Raw genomic sequence first — 22,207 nt, forward strand, 5'->3', positions numbered from 1 at the left:
TTGTTCTTGATGCTGATGCTCATGTTGGTGTTTGCCATGGTGGCTTACATCACAGTGTTGCTGTCGCAGCCCCAACAAAATGAACAAACGCAAGTCGTCACAGTTGACCGTGGTGATATAGAAAAAGTCATTATGGTCACAGGGACATTAAAACCATCTGTACAAGTGAATGTAGGTGCCCAAGTTAATGGGCAAATAAAATATTTATATGCAAAACAAGGTGATAAAGTCTTTAAGGGACAAATCCTTGCGGAGATAGACCCAGCCATTCAAAAATCTGATTTACGTAATGCTATCGCAAAACTATCTAGTGTGCGGGCTCAAAAAGCGTCTTCAGAAGCCATGTTACTTCAATATCGAAAAGCCTTTGAGCGACAAAAAAAATTACGCCGTGATGGTTCTGGTGTTGAAAGTGATTATGAGCAAGCACAAGCTCAGTATGAAGCGCAGAAGTATCAAGTAAAAATGAATGAAGCATTAATTGTTCAGTCTGAAATGGAAGTTGAAACAGCTAATGCTAATTTGAGTTACACCCAGATTATGGCGCCTATTGAAGGTGAGGTACTGGGGATAGTGGCAAATGAAGGACAAACTATTGTCTCCTCACAAACGGCTCCAACAATTTTAGTTTTAGCTAATCTTGATAAGATGCAAGTACAAACGCGTATTTCTGAAGCAGATATTCAGTTGGTAAATTCAGGGCAACCTTTATCTTTTTATGTACTTGCAGATCCGGAAAAACGTTATGAAGGGACTATGGGGTATGTTCAGCCAGTACCACAAGAAGCCCTAGAAGAACGAAATATTACTAACCCAAATAATCAACAAAATAATGCTGTGTATTACACAGGAACATTTGAGGTTGATAATAAAAACCGTGCGTTAAAAACGTCTATGACGGCTCAAGTCTTTATTCGTGTAGCTGAAGCAAAAGGGGTTGTTCGTTTACCCGTTATGGCGCTAGGTCGTTCTATTGCAGCTAACGAATATGAAGTAACCGTTTTTAAAGATAATCAACGTATAACCCGAACAGTGACCATTGGGATCTCTGACCGTCAGTTTGTCCAAGTAGTTGATGGCGTTGATGAAGGTGAGCAAGTCGTTGTTACCAATGCAATAGGAGCAAATTAATGGTTCCTATTATTACAGCGAAAAAAATCTCACGTGAATTTCTCGCGGGCACTCAGAAAATTTCTGTGCTGAAAAATATTTCGCTATCTATTTATCAAGGTGAAATGGTGGCGATTATTGGGGCGTCTGGCTCGGGAAAATCAACGTTAATGAATATCTTGGGCTGTTTGGACAAACCATCAAGTGGGGAAATCTATATTAATGACACCCCAGTGCATTTGGCAAATAGCGACCAGTTGGCAGAATTACGCAGTCAATATCTAGGGTTTATTTTTCAACGATATCATTTAATGCCGTATTTAACGGCGCAGGAAAATATGGCGATCCCTGCGCTATATACTGCAATGCCTGAACAAGAGCGCCAAGCTCGGATAGCGTCATTAGCCAAACAACTGGGAATAGAAACACGGTTAACGCATAAGCCATTTCAACTCTCAGGGGGACAGCAACAACGTGTGAGTATCTGCCGAGCTCTGATCAATGGCGCGAAAGTCATTTTAGCCGATGAACCGACGGGAGCACTCGATAGCTCTAGCGGAAAAGCGCTTATGGGGGTTCTTCACCAATTACATCAGACAGGGCATACGATTATTATCGTAACTCATGACAGAAATATCGCTAAGCAAACACAACGTATTATTGAGATTAGCGATGGGGAAATTATTGCTGATCATGCCAATGAAGTGAACAAAGACGAAGCAGTTTATCCTAAGTTGCCCATTGTAAACAGCAACCAACGTGCATCGTTGTGGCGTAGAGGGCGGGAATCTGTGCGTATGGCATTTCGTGCGTTACTTGGGCATAGAATGCGCGCTTTCCTTTCCATGTTAGGCATTATTATTGGTATTTCGTCGGTGATTTCTTCCATAGCCGTGGGGGAGGGCGCTAAACGCACTATCATGGATGAAATCGGTAAGCTGGGCAAAACAACATTAGAAATTCGTCCAGGTATTGGGTGGGGAACGAAACGGCCGGACTTAGAAAGAGCGCTTTCCATTGATGATGTTAATAGCCTTTCTGCTCTTTCATGGACGAAATACGTTTCACCAGTGATAGGCACTGCGTCTGTGATTATTTATCAAGGACGAGACTCATCTATTATGTTAAATGGTGTGTCGGAAAATTTTTTAGCTGGGCAAGGAATTAATATTATTCAAGGGGATAGGTTCCATCATTTAGACGTTATTAATAAAGAGCCTGTCTTAATTTTAGATGAGAGTAGTCGCCATATTTTATTTGGCCCAAATGAAAATCCACTCAATGAGCTAGTTCAAATTAATGGTACACCGTGGCGGATTATTGGTATCGCTAAAAAGACAGGTCCTAAAATGCTCAATAATTTTTTGATTGGTTGGGCACCTTACACATCCGTTTCACAGAGGATCACTGGAGATAGGCCCTTTGAATCTATTTCTGTTAATTTTGCAGAAACGTTAGAACTGGGGCAAGCAACGTCTTTAGTCGAATCTCATTTACTCCAAACTCATGGAACAAAAGATTTTTTCATCGAATCCGATGAACAAATGGCGGCAACGTTACAAAAAACATCTGATTCCATGTCGTTATTAATTACCTCAATCGCGGGTATCTCACTATTAGTGGGGGGAGTTGGGGTGATGAACATTATGCTTGTTTCAGTCACCGAACGGACTCATGAAATTGGTATTCGCTTATCTGTTGGCGCAAGGCCTTCCGATATCATGATCCAATTTCTGATTGAATCGGTCATGATTTGCTTACTTGGTGGGCTTATTGGTATTACAGGCGCGTTAATTAGTGGCGTCATTTTTTCCTATCTTACGGTTGAGTTTCGGATGGTTTTTACGCTGATGCCGATTTTATTTGCCTGTGGATTTTCCATCTTGATTGGCTTTATTTTTGGTTATTTCCCAGCATATCGCGCAGCGAAGCTTAATCCTACGGAGGCGCTGGCAAGAGAATGAATATAACCTCTATGATTGCCTATGGAAGCCTATTTTTACTCGCAGGATGTGGCGGCTTGATGAAAACAGAATATCAGCAGCCGAAACTAAACTTACCTGAGCAATGGCAACAAAACGTTCATCTATCTATCGATCAGGCGCAATCTATTCATTTTCAAGACTCAGATTTAGCGCATCTCATCGTGCTGGTATTAGACAATAATACTGATTTAGCGTTGGCTGGAATAAAGCTAAAACAGGCAAGAGTAACGGCTGGTTTAACAAATACGAATTTCACCCCCGATTTTTCGTTAACGGGAAGTGCATCAAACAGTAAATCAATAAAACACGGCACTCGCTCACAAGAAAATTATAGCTCAGGATTATCATTAAATTATGAGCTAGATTTGTGGGGGAAACTTGCGCGGGTACGTGAAAAAGATGAGTGGGAAGCCATTGCCAGTGAATATGATTTTCAGGCAACAAAGTTAACGTTGATAAGCACAGTTTCTCAGTTGTACTGGCGTATTGCATTACTCAAGCAGCAAATTGCTAACCAAATAGCAGGCATTGAAATTGCTGAAAAAATATTAGCTCAAACAGAGTCTTGGTATTCTGCCGGTAAAATTGGTCAAATTGATGTACTGCATGCCAAACAAACAGTTATCACTCGTAAAAACGAATTAACTCGTCTTATTAACCAGAAAAATAATGAAAAAAATGCACTTATTTTGCTGCTCAACAACACGGAATTACCTGATTCTATTGATATTAAACCCATCAATTTAGAGCAAAATATCACTGTCCATTATTCAGTTCCGTTAAGTGTTATCTCGACCCGACCTGACGTACGAGCAGCGGAGTTTCGATTGCGTTCTATGTTAGCCAACTCAGATGCAGCTCGGCTCAGCTTTTACCCGACTTTATCATTACAAGCAGCACTAAATATGGGAAGCGAACTAGTTAGCCAATGGTTTAGCGATCCAACTCGGGTTGTCGGTGGGGCGATTTCATTACCTTTTATTCAGTGGAATACCGTACAACTCACTATCGAACAATCAAATCTACAGGTCCAGCAAGCTGGGGTTGAATTTCGTAAGAGTGCTTATAACGCCATCATGGAAGTCAATAATGCGATCAATGAGCGTACGATGGCTGAACATCAAAAATCACAGCTTCTTCAAGGGTTATTGTTGGGCCAGCAGCGATTAAAACTGACAGAAAGTCGCTATAAGGCGGGCGTCGTTGACTATCAAACTTTATTAAATGCACAAGATGATCTGTTGTCTATCGAAAATTCACTAGCACAGAACCAATATGATTACCTATATGCCACGCTACAACTTTGGCTAGCACAGGGCGGTGGGAACGAATGATAAGAGGATATCAAGCAATGTCACAATTTAAGCGAGTTGTAGTAACGGGATATGGTGCGGTGACTCCATTAGGAGGAACGGCAGCAGAATGTTGGCAAGCTATTATGGATAAGAAGTTAGGTTATCAATATGTGGATAAAACAGCGCAAGGTATTTCGTCTCATTTTTTCGGGCTTATTGATCAAGAACCGAGTATGAAAGGGATCCCTGCGGTGATCCGCCGTCGTTTACCTCGCTATGCACGTTTAACCATGGCTGCGGCGCGTGAGGCGGTTCAAATGGCATTTGGGGAAGCCGTCCCGACGGATTACTATCCCCCGTTGTTGTGTGGGGCCATCATGGGAACGGGGTGGGCAGGGTTAGATGAAAGTTATTTATCCATTGATGAATTTAATGAAACAGGCATGACCTCACCATTTAACTGTTTTTATTCTATGCCTAATGTGGCAACGGCTGCTTGTAGTCAATTATGGAACTTACGAGGTTATCAAAATACTGCAATTGCTGCTTGTGCTACTGGGACTATTGCGATTGGTGATGCTTTTGAGTGTATTCGCAGTGGGAAAGCATCAATGATGTTGGCAGGTGCGGGGGAATCATTACGTACAGATTGTGCCGTATGGAATATTGATATTTTAGGGGCATTGAGTCATGAAGCAGACAATATTGCACGTGCAAGCTGCCCATTTAGCGCAGATCGTAGTGGGTTTGTGTTATCGGAAGGTGCGGCAGTATTATGCCTTGAAGAAAGAGAGAGTGCGTTAAGCCGCGGTGCGATGATTCTTGGTGAAATAACAGGTTATGCCAATTTCTCTGATGCTTTTGATTTTACTACACCCGCTGAGGATTGCATCGCACGAATCCAAACTATTCAATCGGCATTAAAGCAGGCCAATATTCTCCCTGAGCAGCTCGATTATATTAATGCACATGGTACCTCAACGCCGCTTAATGATTTAAATGAAACGGAAGCATTAAAGCGTGCCTTGGGGGATGTTGCTTATACAATCCCCGTCTCGAGTACTAAATCTTATTCTGGTCATCTTATTGCAGCTGCAGGCAGCTTTGAGGCGATAGTCTGCCTACAGGCTCTGCAAACTGGCGTCATGCCTGCCACTGCAAATCTGCATCACCCCGATCCACAGTGTGACCTTGATTACATTCCCAATGAACACCGTATTGCTGATATATCACGGGCACTCAATTTGAGTTTTGGATTTGGCGGTGCAAATGCGGCACTCGTTTTGGAAAAATAACATGAAAACATTATGTTATACCATGAAAGATGCAAATGACTGGGCTGAATTTTCGGGGGACTATAACCCTATACACTTTGATCTTGCATGGGTCCAAGCTCGTGGAGGGAACCATTTAAGTGTACATGGGATGCGGGCTTTATTAGATGTAAAACACTTTTCGAGTCAGCAATTTTTGCAGGCAACTTTCGAGGCGGATCAGGCGATAAAATGTGTTATTCGCATTCGATATCCACTATGGAACAATGTTAAATATCCGTTGGTGGCAGGGAATAAGCTCGGGTCATCGGCAATTTTAATGACTGGAGGGCAAAAGTGTATAACTTGCAATTTATCCTCTACTGATCGAACCGCATTAATACAAACACAAGATACGCAGTATATTTGTGCTAACGACGTATTAAATATGCAGAAAACCTTTGATGCTCGTTTTTCTAAATTACCACTTTGGATTTTCTTAGATGCTATTGTTTTTAAACATTTAATTGAAAATGAAAATATTTTAAAGGGAAACCATCTTACCGATTGGTTTCCGAAAAATGCCAACCTAAAAGATATTTTTGCACATTATTCTGTTGTGCAAACTCATCAAGAAGTGCAATTCGACCCGATATTTTTACAACCTGATCCCTTCAGCGGTAAAAGTGATGCTATCAAAATTGGCATACAGCCAGAAATTGTAACGGGGGATATCCATTCAGGGTTATTGGTTTGCATACAAATAGTCGCAGAGTATCAACATAAATTGTTAAGCAATTCAATAACATTAAAAATAAGTTCAACACATGCATAGCGTATAAAAAGGAAAAGTACATGAGTGATTATCAAACAATTTACACTAAAATTAATGCAATGATCTGTGATGCAAAAGACCTCGATGAAGATATTGATGCAGAGCAGACACTCGATCAAATTAAATTCGACAGCCTTGATTATGTAGAATTAATGGTACTCGTAAAGCGCGAATTTAATGTCACACTTACCGCAGATTTTTTCATTGAACATCCCACAATGACGATCAAGGAAATGATCGAGTATATTAGTAAGGAGTCAAGTTCGTAATATGTCTACTCAATGGATTTTAATTACTGGTGGGAGCCGTGGTATAGGGCGATCACTGGTTATCGAATTGCAAAAAAATTGGCATGTCGTATTTACGGGGCGAAGTGAAGAGGGGTTAACAGAAACCTTGAACGCAGTAAGTAACAATGCTTCTGGCTCATGGGTTAAAGGTTATGCCTGTGATGGAAAAGATGAAAAGCAAGTTGAGCAATTGGCGCATAAATTACTCAATTTATTTGGTGCGCCGAGTGCGATTATTCATAATGCGGGCATTGCTAGAGATGCTCTTCATATTCATCAAAATGCGGACATTTGGCAGGATGTAATGGATAATAACTTGATGTCAATTATTAATTGGGATCGTCATTTAGTGCCTGCTATGTTGCTAGAAGGGCGAGGTTCGATTGTATTAATGTCCTCTGTGACAGGATTAAAGGGCAATATTGGGCAAACCGCGTATGCCGCAAGTAAAGCCGCTATGTTCGGTATTGCTCGATCCTTGGCGCATGAGGTAGGGCGTTTTGGTGTCCGTGTAAATTGTGTGGCTCCAGGCTTGATTGATAGCGACATGACCAAGGCTATTCCTGACGCTAAGTTAAAAGCAATGTTAAGAACTATTCCTTTACGTCGTCTTGGTAAACCAGAAGAAGTGGCTAAAACCGTTGAATTTTTAATCAGTGATAATAGTCGATACTTAACGGGACAAACTATTACGTTAGATGGTGGTTTTAGTGCTTAATATTGATGGGTATTTTTACTTATTTATTCATCAGTTAAGTGAGTTAATAACCAAACTAACAATGATAAGGTAATGCTGTTCAATACTATTTAATTGCTAAAGGTGAAGAGTAATATTACGTTCGTTCAAGTACATTTAATCGTAAGTTTTTCACTCATATTCTTAATAAATGTATTTTTTTTAGGGGTATTATATAAATATAAAAATATCAAAAATTAAGAAAACCTTAAATAATGTTTAAAATGCAATAAAAAAGCTCCAGTAATTAACTTACTTGGAGCTTTGTATTGAGGGTGGAATAAAAAGGGTAAATACAAATTTTATTTTCATCTTGCGTATCAAGCTACTTTAGGTTCCAGCAGTAAAGGGTCATTTTGACTTTCACCGGAAATTCGGTAGATTGACGGCGATGTGCCTAAATAAGCGCGAAATCGCTTTGCAAATGATTGTTGGGAGTCAAATTGATATTTTAATGCAATATCAATTACTTGTAATTCTGTGGTGCAGAGATCCTTTGCCGCTTCACAAATCCGTCTTCGGCGAATATATTCCCCCAAAGGCATACCAACAACTTTACGAAATACTCTTTGTAAATGCCACTTTGTATATCCAGATTTTAGTGCAATATCATCCAGTAGTAGACGACTAGTTAAGTTCATTTCAATCCAAACGATTATTTCATTAACAACTGTAGATTGAAACTCTGTGTATTTCCCACTATAAGGGGCTGGAATTTCTTTATACATAATGTTTTTCCTACTAGTTACTTTTTAATCATATCCCTCATTAGCTAAATCACCAATAAATAAAGGCTAAACAAATACGAATACAGATTGTTAATTTGTTAAATGGTATTAATACCAATTTTTAATTAATATTCGAACAGTGGTGTTTACCTTAAGGTAATATATTCACCAAGGGATGAGTATAATCAGCAACATTTGATTCTCGACCTTGTAGTCAGCCATATCACAGCAAAGACAACGATTATTTATACAAAACTGTGCGTCGGAATCGATTTTTTGAGTCTGTATTTTCTTAAGCACTATGCTACAACCTAAAGTTGACGTTAAATCAAGGGGGAAATAGCGTTAATTAACGAGTGAATAAAACTTTATATTGATTAAAAATAAGTCAATAATTCTGATGGCATTGAGTGTGATAAAGCTCGCATTTAGGAAGGATGAATACTGAAAAACGAAAAAATGATTGTCATAAATAAAAAATTATGTTTTCTTAAAGGCAGTTAAGCAAACTACAACAAAAATTGAACTGACAGATTAAAACAGGAAAAACCCGTGAACATGACTGCTAATCACTCAAACCTACTACTAACCGCGCCACGTGCTGCGGTGGTCGTGCGTGTGGTGGTGGTCGTGGGCTTAGCGCCGTAACGGGTACAAATCAACGCAGATTTAGAAACCCCGCCGGCGCAAACCGAGCGGGGTTTTTTTATTATCACTCGCTCAAATTCGCAGGCTAGCAAAGGATAATTATGATGAGCGAATCGGGCACCATATCACCACAGAAAACCCGTTTTACGGGGGCAGAGTTAATCGTCTATTTATTGGAAAAACATGGTATTACCATTGTTTCAGGCATCCCAGGCGGGGCTGCTTTACCCTTTTATGATGCATTAGGAAAAAGTAAAAAAATTCGCCACATTCTTGCTCGCCATGAGCAAGGGGCAGGTTTTATTGCCCAAGGTATTGCTCGAACAACGGGTAAAGCTGCTGTATGTATTTCCTCTAGCGGCCCCGGTGCAACCAATTTAGTGACCGCAATTGCGGATGCAAAATTAGATTCTATTCCGCTAGTGTGCATTACGGCGCAAGTACCTTCCTCAATGATTGGGACTGATGCATTCCAAGAAGTTGATACTTATGGTATTTCTATTCCAGTCACCAAACATAATTATTTAGTTCGTAGCATCAATGAGTTACCTCAGGTGATTTGTGATGCTTTTCGTATTGCCGAGTCAGGTCGTCCGGGACCGGTTTGGATTGACATACCGAAAGACGTTCAAACCGCGACCATTGAATTAACGGAAATACCTAAAGTTTTACCGAAAGATAAAGCGCCGACTTTTGATATGGAAAAAGTGATCCAAGCGGCGCAGATGATCAACGAAGCCAAACGTCCAGTGCTGTATTTTGGGGGAGGGGTTATTAGTTCATCCTCAACAGAAACGGCGATTGCATTTGCTGAAAAAGCCTCTTTACCAACAACGATGACCCTAATGGCATTGGGTACGGTTCCTATGCGCCATCCGTTGTACTTAGGGATGTTAGGTATGCATGCGGCAGCAAGTACCAATATGGTTATGGAAGAGTCGGATTTACTGATTGTTATTGGGGCACGTTTTGATGATAGAGCCATCGGAAAAGCCGAAAAATTTTGCCCTAATGCCAAAATTATTCATGTAGATATTGATAAAGCGGAAATCAGTAAAATTAAGCGCCCAGATATTGCCATCCATGCTGATGCAGGACAAATTTTAGAATTATTACTGCCATTGGTTGAGCGAAACACGCGAAGTGAATGGATCAAACGAGTGGACGAGTTAAAACAAAAATACCCATTAAATTTGAGTGATGCAGATAACCCGTTAAATCATTATGGATTGGTATTAGCGGCGGCGCGTGCTGCGGGTGAAGATGCTATTGTTACTACGGATGTTGGACAACATCAAATGTGGGCTGCGCAGGTTTATCCGTTATCTCGCCCTCGTCAATGGCTGACTTCGGGCGGTTTAGGCACGATGGGATTTGGTTTACCTGCCGCGATTGGTGCCGCTTTAGCAGAGCCTGAAAAAACCATCGTTTGCTTTTCCGGCGATGGTAGTTTGATGATGAATATTCAAGAATTAGCGACCGCAGCAGAGCACCAGTTAAATATCAAGATCGTTTTGATGAATAACCAAGCGTTGGGCATGGTTCATCAGCAACAAGACTTATTTTTTGAAAACCGTATATTTGCTGCTGCTTATCCCTATCAAACTGATTTTATTAAGATAGCGGCGGGCTTTGGTTTACAAACCTGCGATTTGAATAATGAAGCAGACCCTGCAATGGCGTTGGAAGCCGTGATGAATACAAAAGGCCCTTGCTTAATACATGCCTTGATCGATGTGAATCAGAAAGTATATCCAATGGTTCCACCAGGTGCCGCTAATATTGATATGATTGGAGCGTAATTATGGTACTTGAACATCACCCAATTGCTTTAGAGTTAATTGTTCGTAACCACCCTGGTGTTATGTCGCATATTTGTGGTCTGTTTGCTCGCCGAGCATTTAACGTCGATGGTATCCTCTGTATGCCAATAAAAGATAAAGATGAAAGCCGAATTTGGTTATTAGTCCAAAAAGACGAACGCTTGTCGCAAATGATTAATCAAGTTGAAAAACTTGAAGATGTCAGGGAAGTGCGTTTTAGCGATAACTTACAGCTATTTGAAATCATGCAAAATTATTTGCAGTGATCCTTAAATTTACTTTTCACATAAGCTCATACGTTAGTATGGGCTTATTTTTTGTCCAAGCAATATTGTTTTTAGGGTTTCTTAAAGCGAACGATAATGATATAACATCAAAAGATAAACCAAAAGCTTCTAAGTTGTCGGTGAATAATAAAAGGAACATAACGATGCAAAATAACATCTATCTTTTAAATACATATCAATATGAAGTAGAAACAAACCTGATTAATCAAGGGCATGATGAGGAGGGAGCATGGATAGCGTTAGAAGATAATATTTTCCACCCTCAAGGTGGAGGGCAACCAGCTGACACCGCTTGGGTGAATGATATTACTGTTCGGATTAAGAAACATTCAAATGGTTTAATTGTCGCATATCTCCCTGATAGCGTGTCTTTTAATCTGGCGGAAAAGGTGAGCGCAAGGGTTGATAGCGAGAAACGCCGGCGCTATGCTGCATTGCATACCGCAGGGCATTTGTTGAATTGGGAATTACGTCGTTTTGGTTGGATGGCACAAAAAGGGCATCATTTTCCCGATGAGTCACGTGTTGAATTTACTATGATGGGAAATCAAGCCACGCCTTTCGAAGAGCTTGATAGCGTGCAAATTGAAAGTATCGTCAATCAAAGCCTACAAAGTGCTCGTAAAGTCGATATCAGACAAAATGGCGACATGCGAATAAGTTACATCGACCAAACGGAAGAGATGCCATGCGGAGGAACGCATGTGGCTTCATTAGATGATATTTGCCATTTTTCAATTAAGTCGATGAAATTTAAAAAAGGAACTTTACGTATTAGCTATGATGCCGAGCATGTTGTTGCTTAAACACCATCACTGATGTGTGAGTATGTCATCACGACAGTGGCTTGAAGTTCGCCTTCCATACATAAGTAACTGTGTGGAAAATCACCACTAAATGCATAAAAATCCCCTGCTTCTAAAACAATGTTTTGCTCGTTGTTTAAGCGTAACATGAGTGAACCTGAGTTAACCATAATATGTTCATGGGTTCCTGTCATGTGGGCAGGGCTATTAATAATTGCCCCTCGCTTCATTGTTAATTGCCAAATTTCTGAGATATTTCCCATGCTGATGCGGAATTTAAACTGTTGTGAATATTCATCCTCATCATTCACCGTTGATTTGACAAAATATGGGTAGATTTCATGTTGCCGGGTAAAGAGATCGCTCAGTGGAAATCGTAGTGCAACGGCAATAGATTCTAATGTGTCAATGCGAGGGTTTGAATCACCGGATTCTAATTTGGATAGTGCTGCCTTAGATATGCCAGAAAGACGAGAAAGCTCGTTAAGAGAAAGATTTCTCGCTTGCCGAAGTAAACGGACTTTTTGTCCAATCTTTATGTTAATTTTTTTATCCATTTAGGCCTGTCCCTGAACAGTGGTTTATCATGTTAATTCTACATCACTCAGCGGATCAAATCACATACTCTCAGTTATCCATATTATTTCAATGTGTTATTTTATTTTTTGATAGAGATTAGAATTTTAAAAAATCTAAAAAATAAAACTATTTAATAATTACGATAAAAACTATAGTGGAAGCGTTAAAAACTTTCGGAGCTAAGCGCTATGCCGTTTGAATTATTATCACCAGAAATGGCGATTTGTTTTATAACATTATTATTTGCCTACCTCGTTTTTGGAATGGCAGGTTTTGGGTCTGCACTCATTGCGACACCTGTACTCGCGATGTATTTACCGTTGAATATGATCGTTCCCATTTTGGCTTTAATTGATTTAACGGCAGCGGTATTAAATTTATTTAAAGATGGTAAAAATGCAGATTATCAGGAAATAAAGTGGATAATTCCCCTCATGATAGTGGGAAGTTTAATCGGTGCTGCCATTTTATTAAAAACACGACCGGATATTTTGGTTTTATTATTAGGAATATTTGTTATTGGCTACGTATTAAATGCTTTCTTTTCAAAAAAAGCCAAAAAACCATTTTCAAAAGCACTGGTTGTGCCATTTAGTTTGATTGGTGGTGTTTTTAGTGCGCTATTCGGTAGTGGTGGCTTTATTTATGCAATGTATCTGTCCAGCCGTATTGAAGATAAACAGCGTTTTCGTATTACTCAAATGACATTGATTGGTTTTAGTACACTCACTCGAGTAGTGATTTTTCTTGTGATGGGAGTGTATCTTAACCTTGATATTTTATTGATTACATTATCATTTTTACCCGCGATGTTGATTGGTACATGGGTAGGAAGGCACATTACATTAAAAATCTCCCGTGAAGCTTTTTTGAAAATTATCAATATGGTTATTTTGATTTCAGGCATTGCTTTGTTATATCGATATTTCTTTGTCCTCTAATTAAATATTTGCCTTAAAACGTCACTTTATTTTATAAAGATAAATAGCGGAATATAGGTGACATGCTACAATCACCGCTGACATTATTAGGTTCTTTGATAATGCGGCGGTTTTTTATATTATTAATAATTAATTTTGTGGAGTTAAAGTCTAATTCTTTAATTGAGAGTTTAGATAAATATCAAAATGAGCTCTGATAATCAGTGTTTACAAAATTTTCGACATTCTCCTTCATTTGCTATTTTTACGATCACCACCAGTATTGCTGTTATCGGTATCGTCATTGGGTTAAGCATTCCAATGGTGGCATTGAGATTAAATAACTATGGTGTGAATGAACTTACTATCGGCATTATTTCCGCGGCTCCGGCTTTAGGGATGTTTCTTATTGCCCCTGTTGTTCAGCGTATTGTGCAATGGTCAGGCAAGCGAAAGGCGATGTTAATCGCCACCATCATTTCAGGCATTAGCTTATTACCGTTATTAAGCACACTACCACTTTGGTTGTTATTTCCTTTGCGGTTAATAACAGGGCTAGCCAGTGGTGTGATGATTTGCTTAGGTGAAACGTGGATTAACGAATTATCGCCTGAAAATAAACGAGGTCGGATCCTCGCAATCTACACCACCGTGTTCACGGTAAGCCAGTTACTCGGGCCTTCTTTTATCGCTTATTATGGCGTAGAAGATAAATCTCCTCTGCTTATTTGTACTCTGATCCACCTGATTTCGGTTGTGTTATTTATTTTAATGGATCAAAAAGTGGGCGACCGAATTGCTGCTACCGCAGAAAAATCAAATTTCTCCATTATTCAATTTGTGAAAGTTGCACCAGGGATCTGTGGGGGAATTCTATTTTTTGCCTTTTTTGATGGCACTATTTTATCCATGTTCCCAATCTACGGAATGGGAATGGGGCATACTGAAGCTGTGGCTGCATTAATGATTAGCGCGATTTTAGCGGGTGATGCAATTATGCAATTGCCTTTTGGTTGGCTTGCTGATCATATGAACCGAGAAAAGCTCTATCGAATTTGTGGTGTTGTGACGCTAGCTGCCAGCATATTGTTGCCATTGACGATCACACAGCCCTATTTAATTTGGGGGTTATTGTTTGTATTAGGGGCAACCGCAGGGGCAATTTATACCATTGCATTAGTGCAAATTGGGCAATATTTTAAAGGAAATGAATTGATTATTGCCAATGCGGCAGCGGCGATGCTGTGGGGGATTGGTAATTTATCTGGACCACTATTTGCCGGAATGGCCACCTCCATTTCACCCTCAGGCTTACCTGTTTTGCTGATCTTATCCTCTGCGACTTTTTTGTGGTTTACCCGCGAAAAATACAGTGCCCAAGCCGTTGAACAGGCGACACATTGATCTTTAATGGGGGACGGGTGTCAACAGCACACCCGTTACACGCTATTCAGCCACTTTATAAACCACTAAATTCTCACGGTATTCATCTGGTCTATGATTATGCCAAAAGAGAGTCATGCCTTGTGGGGCGGGCTTGACTTCTTTTGATAACACAATCAACCAGCGGCAATGCTGAGGCTTTTCGAACCTGTCTTGCCGTTGATGCAAGATCCCTGTGTAATAGTACAACATTGGCGCTTCAGACTCGCCGATATTATCAGAAGCCATGCAATCGCTATCTGTAAATTGCCCAGATAAATGCTGCTCTAAATCGACAAACACCCCTTCGAAACCTTTGGTGTAATCAACCCAGCCTAAAAATAGCGTTAAAGTGATCCCCCAGACAGCACATAAACCCAAAGCCCAGTTTTTCATCAACTGAAAGGCAGGGGAGAAGTTCGGAATAATTCGGTTGCGTAAGAACCAAACGAGGGTGATCAGTAGCCCACTGAAAAAAGCCAAGGTGGAAAAGGGCATCTGGTAACTCATAGGGAGCCAACGGCTAAATAGCGTTAACCATTCTTGTTGGTGATTTGTTAGGGTGATGAAATAACTGATCCACAGAAACACCACCAATAATGACCAAAACAGTGCGGAGAAACGTGAAACCCCATTTAGTATCTTTTCAGGGATTGCCAACAGTACAGGGGTACCAATAATGGCCATCGGTGCGATAAAAGGAAGAAGGTACAACGCGCGACCAGAAGCCGAAATTTGCAAAAAAACGATACCTAATAGCGGGAATAACGTGAGTAAATAGCTATTAGCATTAACTAAGCGTTTGATTGGGTGACGCAAAAAATAAGCCACTGCTAACAAACCTGATGGCAGGGCAAACAATGAAACGGCAGCAGGAATGCGTGTTAAATTCGCTTTTGCGCCTAGCTTTTCAACAGAAAAACCAAAAAAGCGACCTATATTATTTTCCCAAAACCAAACTATAAATAAATCAGGATGTTGTAAGTAAAGCTGAATTGGCCAAGGGAGGATAGCAAGAAGAGCGACGAGCCCAGCGGCAAAACTGTACAGCCAAAATTGCTTTGTGCGGCATTGAGTTAAAAATACAGGAGCGAGCAAGAGGCAAATCCAAAGGACACCAGGAATAAAGACGCCTTTAGAGAGCATTGTCACCACGGTTCCTATACAGAGCCAAACGGCAGACATCCTCATTTTTTGTTGCAAAATCAACCCTAATAACCCATAAAGCCCAATTGTCGCCCCTGCGGTTAAGGCGACATCGGTAAACATATCATGGCTGTGGCGGATAAGCCCCGGCGCACTGACATACAGTGCAAATGCAACCCAAATGCGGATATCGGTAAAATCTTTCGCGACAAAAAAGCGGCGGGCTAATAAAACAAAAAATGAAAAATTAACCACTGAAAAAAATAGGCTGGCGGTTCGAGCCGCATCGTAAAGTGGCATAATCCCTGAAAATAAGTGGGATGTTATCGTAGCAACCCAATAATAAAGCGGGGGTTTTTCCATAAAAGGTTCACCCGCATTGGTTGGAACTAGCCACTGCCCCGTTTCGTACATGGTTTGAATAATACCAAAACTGTAATTTTCATCTTGCTTCCATGGGCTATGACCATAGATACCCGGAAGTAAATAGAGGGCAAGGAAACCGATAAAAAGTAGTAAAACACCTCTTTGTAACGTGATGGATGGTGTATTTGTATTTGGCATATTTATTTAAAACTATAGTTCGTTAGGATAAAAATAAAATAATAACTGTGGTTAATAGTAATTAACCTAATATATTAAGAAATAATATCCAATTAGCGACAAATATGGATATTTTGTTAATAAATAATATTATTAGCTAATTTGCGTTTCATCTATTTTACCATGAATTAATAATGAGTTAGCGAAACCTTTTGTAAGCAAATATTCGGTGATTATACCAAAGAAAATAATCACGCTATCTAAACAAAGCTTATATGAAAATTAATTAGTGGTTTTTACGTGCTGTTATTTCTAATAAAAGGAGAAAAAATAAATAATAACGCGCAGAATTGATTTTATTATTAGGTATTTTATTCTATTTTTGTGGTGAAAAAATGAGCTAGATGTGGGTAAAAAACTAAAAACACTTGATCATTTGCCCGTTTTCGAATGATAATTGCTCCCCTCACAATACGCCTTACTCTTATTTTTAAGCCAAACGATTGCGCCACTGTTTTGATTGAGGTTTTTCTCTCAGTCAATTTAGTTTTTATCAAAACGTAATCGTTTACGTCAGCGGATGTGTGATAAAGCCAGTTAGGTGAGCACATAAGCTTACTGGCTTTTAGAATGTTCGTTTACCATTAACAGCAGAGGTACACCATGTCAGGCCAACCGGCTTCATCCAACTGCAAATTGGATTCATTTTTTAAGATCACCGCTCGAGGCTCTTCCGTTCGCCGTGAAATCATTGCAGGGTTAACCACATTCTTAGCGATGGTCTACTCTGTTATTGTTGTGCCTGGTATGTTGGGGCAGGCTGGTTTTCCACCTACTGCTGTGTTTATTGCTACCTGCTTAGTGGCGGGGTTTGGCTCCTTACTAATGGGATTATGGGCGAATTTGCCGATGGCAATTGGCTGTGCCATTTCACTCACCGCGTTTACCGCATTTAGCTTAGTATTAGGCCAACAAATTAGTATTCCTGTTGCATTAGGGGCGGTATTCCTGATGGGGTGCTTGTTTACTATTATTTCTGTGACAGGCATTCGTAGCTGGATTTTACGGAATATGCCAATGGGGATCGCTCATGGCACAGGGATTGGTATCGGTCTGTTTTTATTATTGATCGCGGCAAATGGTGTCGGTTTGGTGATAAAAAATCCAAATGCAGGCTTACCTGTAGCTTTAGGTGAATTTACCTCTTTCCCTGTTTTAATGTCATTAGCGGGTCTTGCGGTTATTTTCGGCTTGGAAAAGCGCCGTGTACCGGGTGGCGTGTTATTGGTGATTATTGCTATTTCAATTATTGGTTTAATTTTTGACCCAGCCGTGAAATATCAAGGTTTCTTTAAGTTACCGTCATTAGGTGATGAAGGTCTTTCTCTGGTGTTCAACATGGACATTATGGGCGCATTACAACCAATGGTTTTGCCGAGCTTGTTGGCGTTAGTGATGACCGCCGTATTTGATGCGACGGGGACGATCCGTGCAGTTGCTGGACAAGCCAACTTATTAGATAAAGACGGGCAAATTATTGATGGTGGAAAAGCGTTAACCGCTGACTCCGTAAGCAGCATTTTTGCGGGGGCGATTGGTGCTTCACCTGCGGCGGTTTATATTGAATCTGCTGCTGGGACTGCCGCAGGCGGTCGTACAGGTTTAACTGCTGTTGTTGTCGGTGTGTTATTTCTGTTGATCTTGTTTTTATCGCCGTTGTCATACTTAGTGCCTGCTTATGCGACCGCGCCAGCCCTGATGTACGTTGGGTTATTAATGTTAAGCAATGTCTCGAAATTGAATTTTGATGATTTTGTTGATTCAATGTCGGGTCTATTGTGTGCGGTGTTTATTGTCCTGACGTGTAATATCGTAACGGGTATTATGCTTGGCTTCGCAGCCTTAGTCATTGGTCGCATTTGCGCAGGTGAATGGCGTAAATTGAATATCGGAACCGTTGTGATTGCAGTACTTTTGGTGGCGTTTTATGCTACCGATTTGGCAATTTAAAGTTAATTATATCAACAAGGCGGGGGTTGTTACCGCCTTGTAACGCATTATTTCGATTAATCGCAAAGTATAAATTTTTTTCCCATAGAACGGGTAGCTAGGGATAGAATAGATACAAGGTGATGATCAAGTGGATGGGCTATTTTTCACTTGTAAGCGCTTATTTGTCATAATCGAAGTCTGGACGGTGCTATCTCTTACTATGCGGCGGCAGGCAAATTTGGATTCTGGTCGTTTGGTTAATCAGTAAGGGCAACATGGAAATTTTCTTTACCATACTTATTTTGATTTTAGCCGTCTCTGTTTCAGGGGTTGCCGCTAAAATTCTTCCTATCCGTATTCCGCTTCCACTTATTCAAATCGCTATTGGTGCATTGCTGGCTTGGCCACAATTTGGCTTACATGTGACCTTTGATCCCGAACTGTTTATGGTTCTGCTGATCCCGCCTTTGCTGTTTGTTGATGGCTGGAAAACACCCACCCGTGAATTTTTCCAAAATGGGCGGGAGATTTTTATTCTTGTACTGGTGTTGGTACTAGTCACTGTGATTGGTATTGGCTACTTAATTTACTGGTTAATGCCGGGTATTCCACTGATTGCCGCATTTGCCCTTGCTGCGGTGCTTTCGCCAACGGATGCGGTTGCGTTATCTTCCATCGTAGGGAAAGGGCGTATTCCTAAACGGATGATGAGTGTCCTCGAAGGTGAAGCATTAATGAATGATGCTTCAGGTCTGGTGGCATTAAAATTCGCTGTCGCAATTGCTATGGGCACCATGGTGTTTAGTACATCAGGGGTAACCATTGAATTTTTCAAAGTCGCCGTGGGGGGATTATTGGCAGGGATTATTGTGACTTGGTTGTACAGTAAATCCTTGCGCTTAATGAGTCGCTGGAGTGGTGATGATCCTGCGACGCAAATTGTTTTTATGCTACTTCTGCCATTCGCTTCATATATGATTGCAGAACACATTGGTTTTTCAGGTATCTTAGCCGCAGTCGCTGCGGGGATGACTATCACTAAATCTGGCGTGATCCGCAATGCGCCATTGGCGATGCGTCTGCGTGCAGATAGTGTTTGGTCGATGTTGGAGTTTGTATTTAACGGTTTAGTCTTCATCATGTTAGGACTGCAATTGCCGGGGATCTGGAAAACTTCAGTCATTCAAGCAGATCTCGATCCAAGTGTTGAAACATGGATGCTGTTTGCCGCTGTTGCCATTATTTACTTTGCCTTATTATTGCTGCGTTTTTGTTGGCTATGGCTGATGAAAAGATTTAGCCGTTTGTTTTTAAAGAAAAAACCGTTGCAATTTGCTAACTATACTGTGCGTGAACTGTGGCTGGCTTCTTTTGCGGGAGTTCGCGGGGCAATTACTTTAGCCGGTGTACTCTCTATTCCACTGTTTTTAACCGATGGCTCACCATTCCCTGCTCGTTATCAATTGGTGTTTATCGCAGCAGGGGTCATTTTGTTCTCCATTTTTGCAGGGGTCATTGCACTGCCATTATTATTACGTAATTTTAAAGTGAGTGACAAAGAAGCGGATGCTAACGAAATTCGTATGGCGAAGGCCAAAATGGCGGAAGTGGCGATTGTCAGTTTAAATAAAATGGAAGAGCGTTTATCTGCGGATGTGGACGAAAAGCTCGACTCAGAAGATATCAGCGAGGTTGCCTCTCGCGTTACGGGGTATCTGAGACGCCGCACAGCAGAGCAAGATGAAATGGAACATAACTTGCAAATTGAAGACCTTGAGCGTCGTTTCCGTTTGACTGCGCTGCGTGCTGAGCGTGGTGAGCTTTATCACTTACGTGCCACGAAAAAAATCAGTAATGAGACGCTGCAATCTTTGTTGATTGACTTAGATTTATTAGAAGCGGTGCTGATTGAAAAAGAGCATTAATATGAAAAACCGAGTATTCTACTCAACATTCTTTAGCTTGAGATAAAGTATAGTCTTATGTGGTTACTCGTTATCACGACGCTGCTTTGGGCAGCGTCTTTTAGTTTGATTGGTGAATATTTAGCAGGTCAAGTCGATAGCTGGTTCTCTGTGCTGGTGCGTGTTGGCCTTGCCTCACTGGTATTCCTACCTTTTCTTCGCTGGCGTCGCTTTAGTGCTAAAGTGATTTCACTATACATGTTAGTGGGCGCTTGCCAGCTTGGGATCATGTATCTATTTGTTTTTCATGCATATCAATACCTTACAGTGGCGGAATTTTTACTATTCACGGTATTAACGCCGCTGTATGTCACGTTAGTTTATGATTTATTAGAGGGGCAGCCACTGCGTAAAGGGTATTTATTTAGCTCATTACTGGCGGTGATCGGCGCAGCAATTATTCGCTATGACCATCTGAGCGGCTCCTTCTGGCTAGGGCTTATGCTTGTACAGTTAGCCAATATCTTTTTTGCTATCGGGCAGGTGGGATATAAGCGTTTGATGGAGGTATATCCGATCCCTCAACATCAAGCTTTTTCATGGTTCTACCTTGGCGCAACGCTCATTGCGTTTATCGGCTGGTTATTGTTTGGTAATAAGTCCATGATGCCAACGACAAATCTCCAATGGGGTGTGTTGCTGTGGCTTGGTATCGCTGCATCGGGTATTGGTTATTTTATGTGGAATTATGGGGCGACAAAAGTGGATGCTGGAACCCTTGCTATCATGAATAACATGATGGTTCCAGCAGGTCTATTAGTGAATTTCGCCATTTGGCAGCAACATCCTAATTGGTTGAGCTTTACCATTGGATCGAGCTTAATAATTGCTTCTCTTTGGGTGCATAAGCGCTGGATACTTTCGCGGGCTTCACATAAGAAAGGTTCTCCACCGCGTGATCTGTCGCAGTCTCAGTAAAGGCTTCGATCGCTGGCTGGCGTTGCTCTCCTTCACGGCATGCAGCGTACAGTCGGCTCCATAAACCGCTTCCTAACGTCTTGGTCTTAATTAATCCTTGTTTTTCAAAGGAGTCTACTGCCCAATGAGGTAATGCAGCAATACCCATTTTGGCTGCGACCATTTGGATTAAAATTAATGTGTTATCCACATTTTTCACGTTAGGTGAAACACCGGCAGGTTGCAAAAAGTGGCGCCAAACATCGAAACGCTCACGCTGTACAGGGTAGAGCAGCAAGGTTTCATCCGCCAGATCGTGGGGCTTAATTTGTGGTTTCTTCGCAAGTGGGTGGTCACTCGCAACAATCAATTTCACTTCATAATCAAACATCGGTGTGTAATGAATACCTTGATCAGGCAAAATGTCTGACGTCATCACAAGGTCGAGCTCCCTTGAGAGTAATTCAGGTTGCGGGTCGAAAGTCACACCTGATTTAAAATCTACACTTACCTGTGGCCAAGTTTGCCTAAATTGTTGTAATGCAGGTGTTAGCCATTGAATGCAACTGTGGCACTCGATAGCAATACGCAGAGCACAAATCCCCGGTTCATTACAGACTCGAATGGCGTCTTTCACTAATGGCAGCACTTGTTGTGCTAATTGCAATAAAACTTCCCCTTGCGGCGTAAACCGTAATGGTTGGCTTTTTCGTACAAATAAGCGAAAGCCTAACCGATGCTCTAAATCACTAAACTGATGTGATAGAGCCGATTGCGTTTGATGCAAGTGTGTCGCTGTGGCCGCTAATGAACCGTACTGGCTGAGTGCTTGCAATGTCTTTAAATGTTTTAATTCGATCATGAGAAACCTTCACGGAGACAATGAAATATTTGCGCTTGTGCTTTATACAGTACCTGTTGATTATAGATGTGTAAACATCTAGACGG

20 protein-coding genes are annotated in these 22,207 nt (G+C 40.9%); 16 read left to right on the top strand and 4 right to left on the bottom strand.

Features of this window, described 5'->3' with window-relative positions:
* Nucleotides 1–9: 9 nt before the first annotated feature.
* From AB6N04_RS19100 to AB6N04_RS19130, 7 genes are read left to right on the top strand one after another with little or no spacing between them, the layout of a single operon-like run.
* Entirely contained in the window at nucleotides 10–1,131 is a 1,122-nt protein-coding gene (locus AB6N04_RS19100) for an efflux RND transporter periplasmic adaptor subunit (RefSeq protein ID WP_369309798.1), read from the top strand.
* On the top strand, nucleotides 1,131–3,074 hold the full coding sequence (locus tag AB6N04_RS19105) for an ATP-binding cassette domain-containing protein (RefSeq protein ID WP_369309799.1): 1,944 nt from the start codon (nucleotides 1,131–1,133) through the stop codon (nucleotides 3,072–3,074). Before AB6N04_RS19100 ends, AB6N04_RS19105 begins: the two co-directional genes overlap by 1 nt.
* Nucleotides 3,071–4,429 carry a TolC family protein gene (locus AB6N04_RS19110; RefSeq protein WP_369309801.1) on the top strand — a complete coding sequence of 453 codons (1,359 nt, stop codon included), beginning with the start codon at nucleotides 3,071–3,073 and terminating at the stop codon, nucleotides 4,427–4,429. The genes AB6N04_RS19105 and AB6N04_RS19110 overlap by 4 nt, the downstream gene beginning before the upstream one ends.
* Before the next feature lie 17 nt (nucleotides 4,430–4,446).
* Nucleotides 4,447–5,685, top strand: coding sequence for a beta-ketoacyl synthase (locus AB6N04_RS19115; RefSeq protein ID WP_369309802.1), 1,239 nt, complete (start codon nucleotides 4,447–4,449; stop codon nucleotides 5,683–5,685).
* A gap of 22 nt (nucleotides 5,686–5,707) precedes the next feature.
* On the top strand, nucleotides 5,708–6,478 hold the full coding sequence (locus AB6N04_RS19120) for a hypothetical protein (protein WP_369309803.1): 771 nt from the start codon (nucleotides 5,708–5,710) through the stop codon (nucleotides 6,476–6,478).
* Nucleotides 6,479–6,498: 20 nt separating this feature from the next.
* Nucleotides 6,499–6,747 carry an acyl carrier protein gene (locus tag AB6N04_RS19125; protein WP_369309804.1) on the top strand — a complete coding sequence of 83 codons (249 nt, stop codon included), beginning with the start codon at nucleotides 6,499–6,501 and terminating at the stop codon, nucleotides 6,745–6,747.
* 1 nt (nucleotide 6,748) lies between these two features.
* The gene (locus AB6N04_RS19130; protein ID WP_369309805.1) at nucleotides 6,749–7,486 is read left to right on the top strand and encodes an SDR family oxidoreductase; all 738 of its coding nucleotides are present in this window, start codon (nucleotides 6,749–6,751) and stop codon (nucleotides 7,484–7,486) included.
* Between the two features lie 338 nt (nucleotides 7,487–7,824).
* On the opposite strand, the gene AB6N04_RS19135 is transcribed toward AB6N04_RS19130, so the two are convergent.
* Nucleotides 7,825–8,232: a helix-turn-helix domain-containing protein gene (locus AB6N04_RS19135; protein ID WP_369309806.1), complete on the bottom strand. Its 408-nt coding sequence runs from the start codon at nucleotides 8,230–8,232 to the stop codon at nucleotides 7,825–7,827.
* Between the two features lie 558 nt (nucleotides 8,233–8,790).
* Here AB6N04_RS19135 and ivbL point away from each other — a divergent pair.
* The 4 genes from ivbL to AB6N04_RS19155 all read left to right on the top strand — a co-directional run bounded on the left by ivbL (nucleotide 8,791) and on the right by AB6N04_RS19155 (nucleotide 11,796).
* Nucleotides 8,791–8,880 carry an ilvB operon leader peptide IvbL gene (ivbL, locus tag AB6N04_RS19140; protein WP_369312190.1) on the top strand — a complete coding sequence of 30 codons (90 nt, stop codon included), beginning with the start codon at nucleotides 8,791–8,793 and terminating at the stop codon, nucleotides 8,878–8,880.
* Between the two features lie 104 nt (nucleotides 8,881–8,984).
* Nucleotides 8,985–10,682 (top strand): acetolactate synthase large subunit, encoded by a 1,698-nt coding sequence (ilvB, locus tag AB6N04_RS19145; protein WP_369312192.1) that lies wholly within the window; start codon nucleotides 8,985–8,987, stop codon nucleotides 10,680–10,682.
* 2 nt (nucleotides 10,683–10,684) lie between these two features.
* Nucleotides 10,685–10,969, top strand: a complete 285-nt coding sequence (gene ilvN, locus AB6N04_RS19150; protein ID WP_369309807.1) for an acetolactate synthase small subunit — start codon at nucleotides 10,685–10,687, stop codon at nucleotides 10,967–10,969.
* Between the two features lie 164 nt (nucleotides 10,970–11,133).
* Complete coding sequence (locus AB6N04_RS19155; RefSeq protein WP_369309808.1) at nucleotides 11,134–11,796, top strand: hypothetical protein; 663 nt, start codon at nucleotides 11,134–11,136, stop codon at nucleotides 11,794–11,796.
* Here the strand turns inward: AB6N04_RS19155 and AB6N04_RS19160 are convergent.
* On the bottom strand, nucleotides 11,793–12,353 hold the full coding sequence (locus AB6N04_RS19160; protein WP_369309809.1) for a helix-turn-helix domain-containing protein: 561 nt from the start codon (nucleotides 12,351–12,353) through the stop codon (nucleotides 11,793–11,795). The two genes, AB6N04_RS19155 and AB6N04_RS19160, sit on opposite strands and share 4 nt — an antisense overlap.
* 210 nt (nucleotides 12,354–12,563) lie before the next feature.
* Between AB6N04_RS19160 and AB6N04_RS19165 the strand changes: the two genes are divergently transcribed.
* Both AB6N04_RS19165 and AB6N04_RS19170 read left to right on the top strand, forming a co-directional pair.
* The gene (locus AB6N04_RS19165; RefSeq protein ID WP_369309810.1) at nucleotides 12,564–13,316 is read left to right on the top strand and encodes a sulfite exporter TauE/SafE family protein; all 753 of its coding nucleotides are present in this window, start codon (nucleotides 12,564–12,566) and stop codon (nucleotides 13,314–13,316) included.
* Nucleotides 13,317–13,502: 186 nt separating this feature from the next.
* Nucleotides 13,503–14,699 (top strand): MFS transporter, encoded by a 1,197-nt coding sequence (locus tag AB6N04_RS19170; RefSeq protein WP_369309811.1) that lies wholly within the window; start codon nucleotides 13,503–13,505, stop codon nucleotides 14,697–14,699.
* A 42-nt stretch (nucleotides 14,700–14,741) separates the two neighbouring features.
* On the opposite strand, the gene AB6N04_RS19175 is transcribed toward AB6N04_RS19170, so the two are convergent.
* Nucleotides 14,742–16,427 (bottom strand): ArnT family glycosyltransferase, encoded by a 1,686-nt coding sequence (locus tag AB6N04_RS19175; RefSeq protein WP_369309812.1) that lies wholly within the window; start codon nucleotides 16,425–16,427, stop codon nucleotides 14,742–14,744.
* Nucleotides 16,428–17,069: 642 nt separating this feature from the next.
* Between AB6N04_RS19175 and AB6N04_RS19180 the strand changes: the two genes are divergently transcribed.
* From AB6N04_RS19180 to AB6N04_RS19190, 3 genes are all read left to right on the top strand, one after another.
* The gene (locus tag AB6N04_RS19180; RefSeq protein ID WP_369309813.1) at nucleotides 17,070–18,416 is read left to right on the top strand and encodes an NCS2 family permease; all 1,347 of its coding nucleotides are present in this window, start codon (nucleotides 17,070–17,072) and stop codon (nucleotides 18,414–18,416) included.
* Between the two features lie 257 nt (nucleotides 18,417–18,673).
* A complete protein-coding gene (locus AB6N04_RS19185; protein ID WP_369309814.1) occupies nucleotides 18,674–20,323 on the top strand; it encodes a Na+/H+ antiporter in 1,650 nt (549 codons plus the stop codon).
* A 57-nt stretch (nucleotides 20,324–20,380) separates the two neighbouring features.
* Nucleotides 20,381–21,280 (top strand): carboxylate/amino acid/amine transporter, encoded by a 900-nt coding sequence (locus AB6N04_RS19190; RefSeq protein WP_369309815.1) that lies wholly within the window; start codon nucleotides 20,381–20,383, stop codon nucleotides 21,278–21,280.
* Here the strand turns inward: AB6N04_RS19190 and metR are convergent.
* Nucleotides 21,165–22,121: an HTH-type transcriptional regulator MetR gene (metR, locus tag AB6N04_RS19195; RefSeq protein ID WP_369309816.1), complete on the bottom strand. Its 957-nt coding sequence runs from the start codon at nucleotides 22,119–22,121 to the stop codon at nucleotides 21,165–21,167. The two genes, AB6N04_RS19190 and metR, sit on opposite strands and share 116 nt — an antisense overlap.
* Between the last annotated feature and the right edge of the window lie 86 nt (nucleotides 22,122–22,207).

Origin of the sequence: Providencia rettgeri (genome assembly GCF_041075285.1) — a bacterium.
GTDB classification, from domain to species: Bacteria; Pseudomonadota; Gammaproteobacteria; order Enterobacterales; family Enterobacteriaceae; genus Providencia; species Providencia rettgeri_G.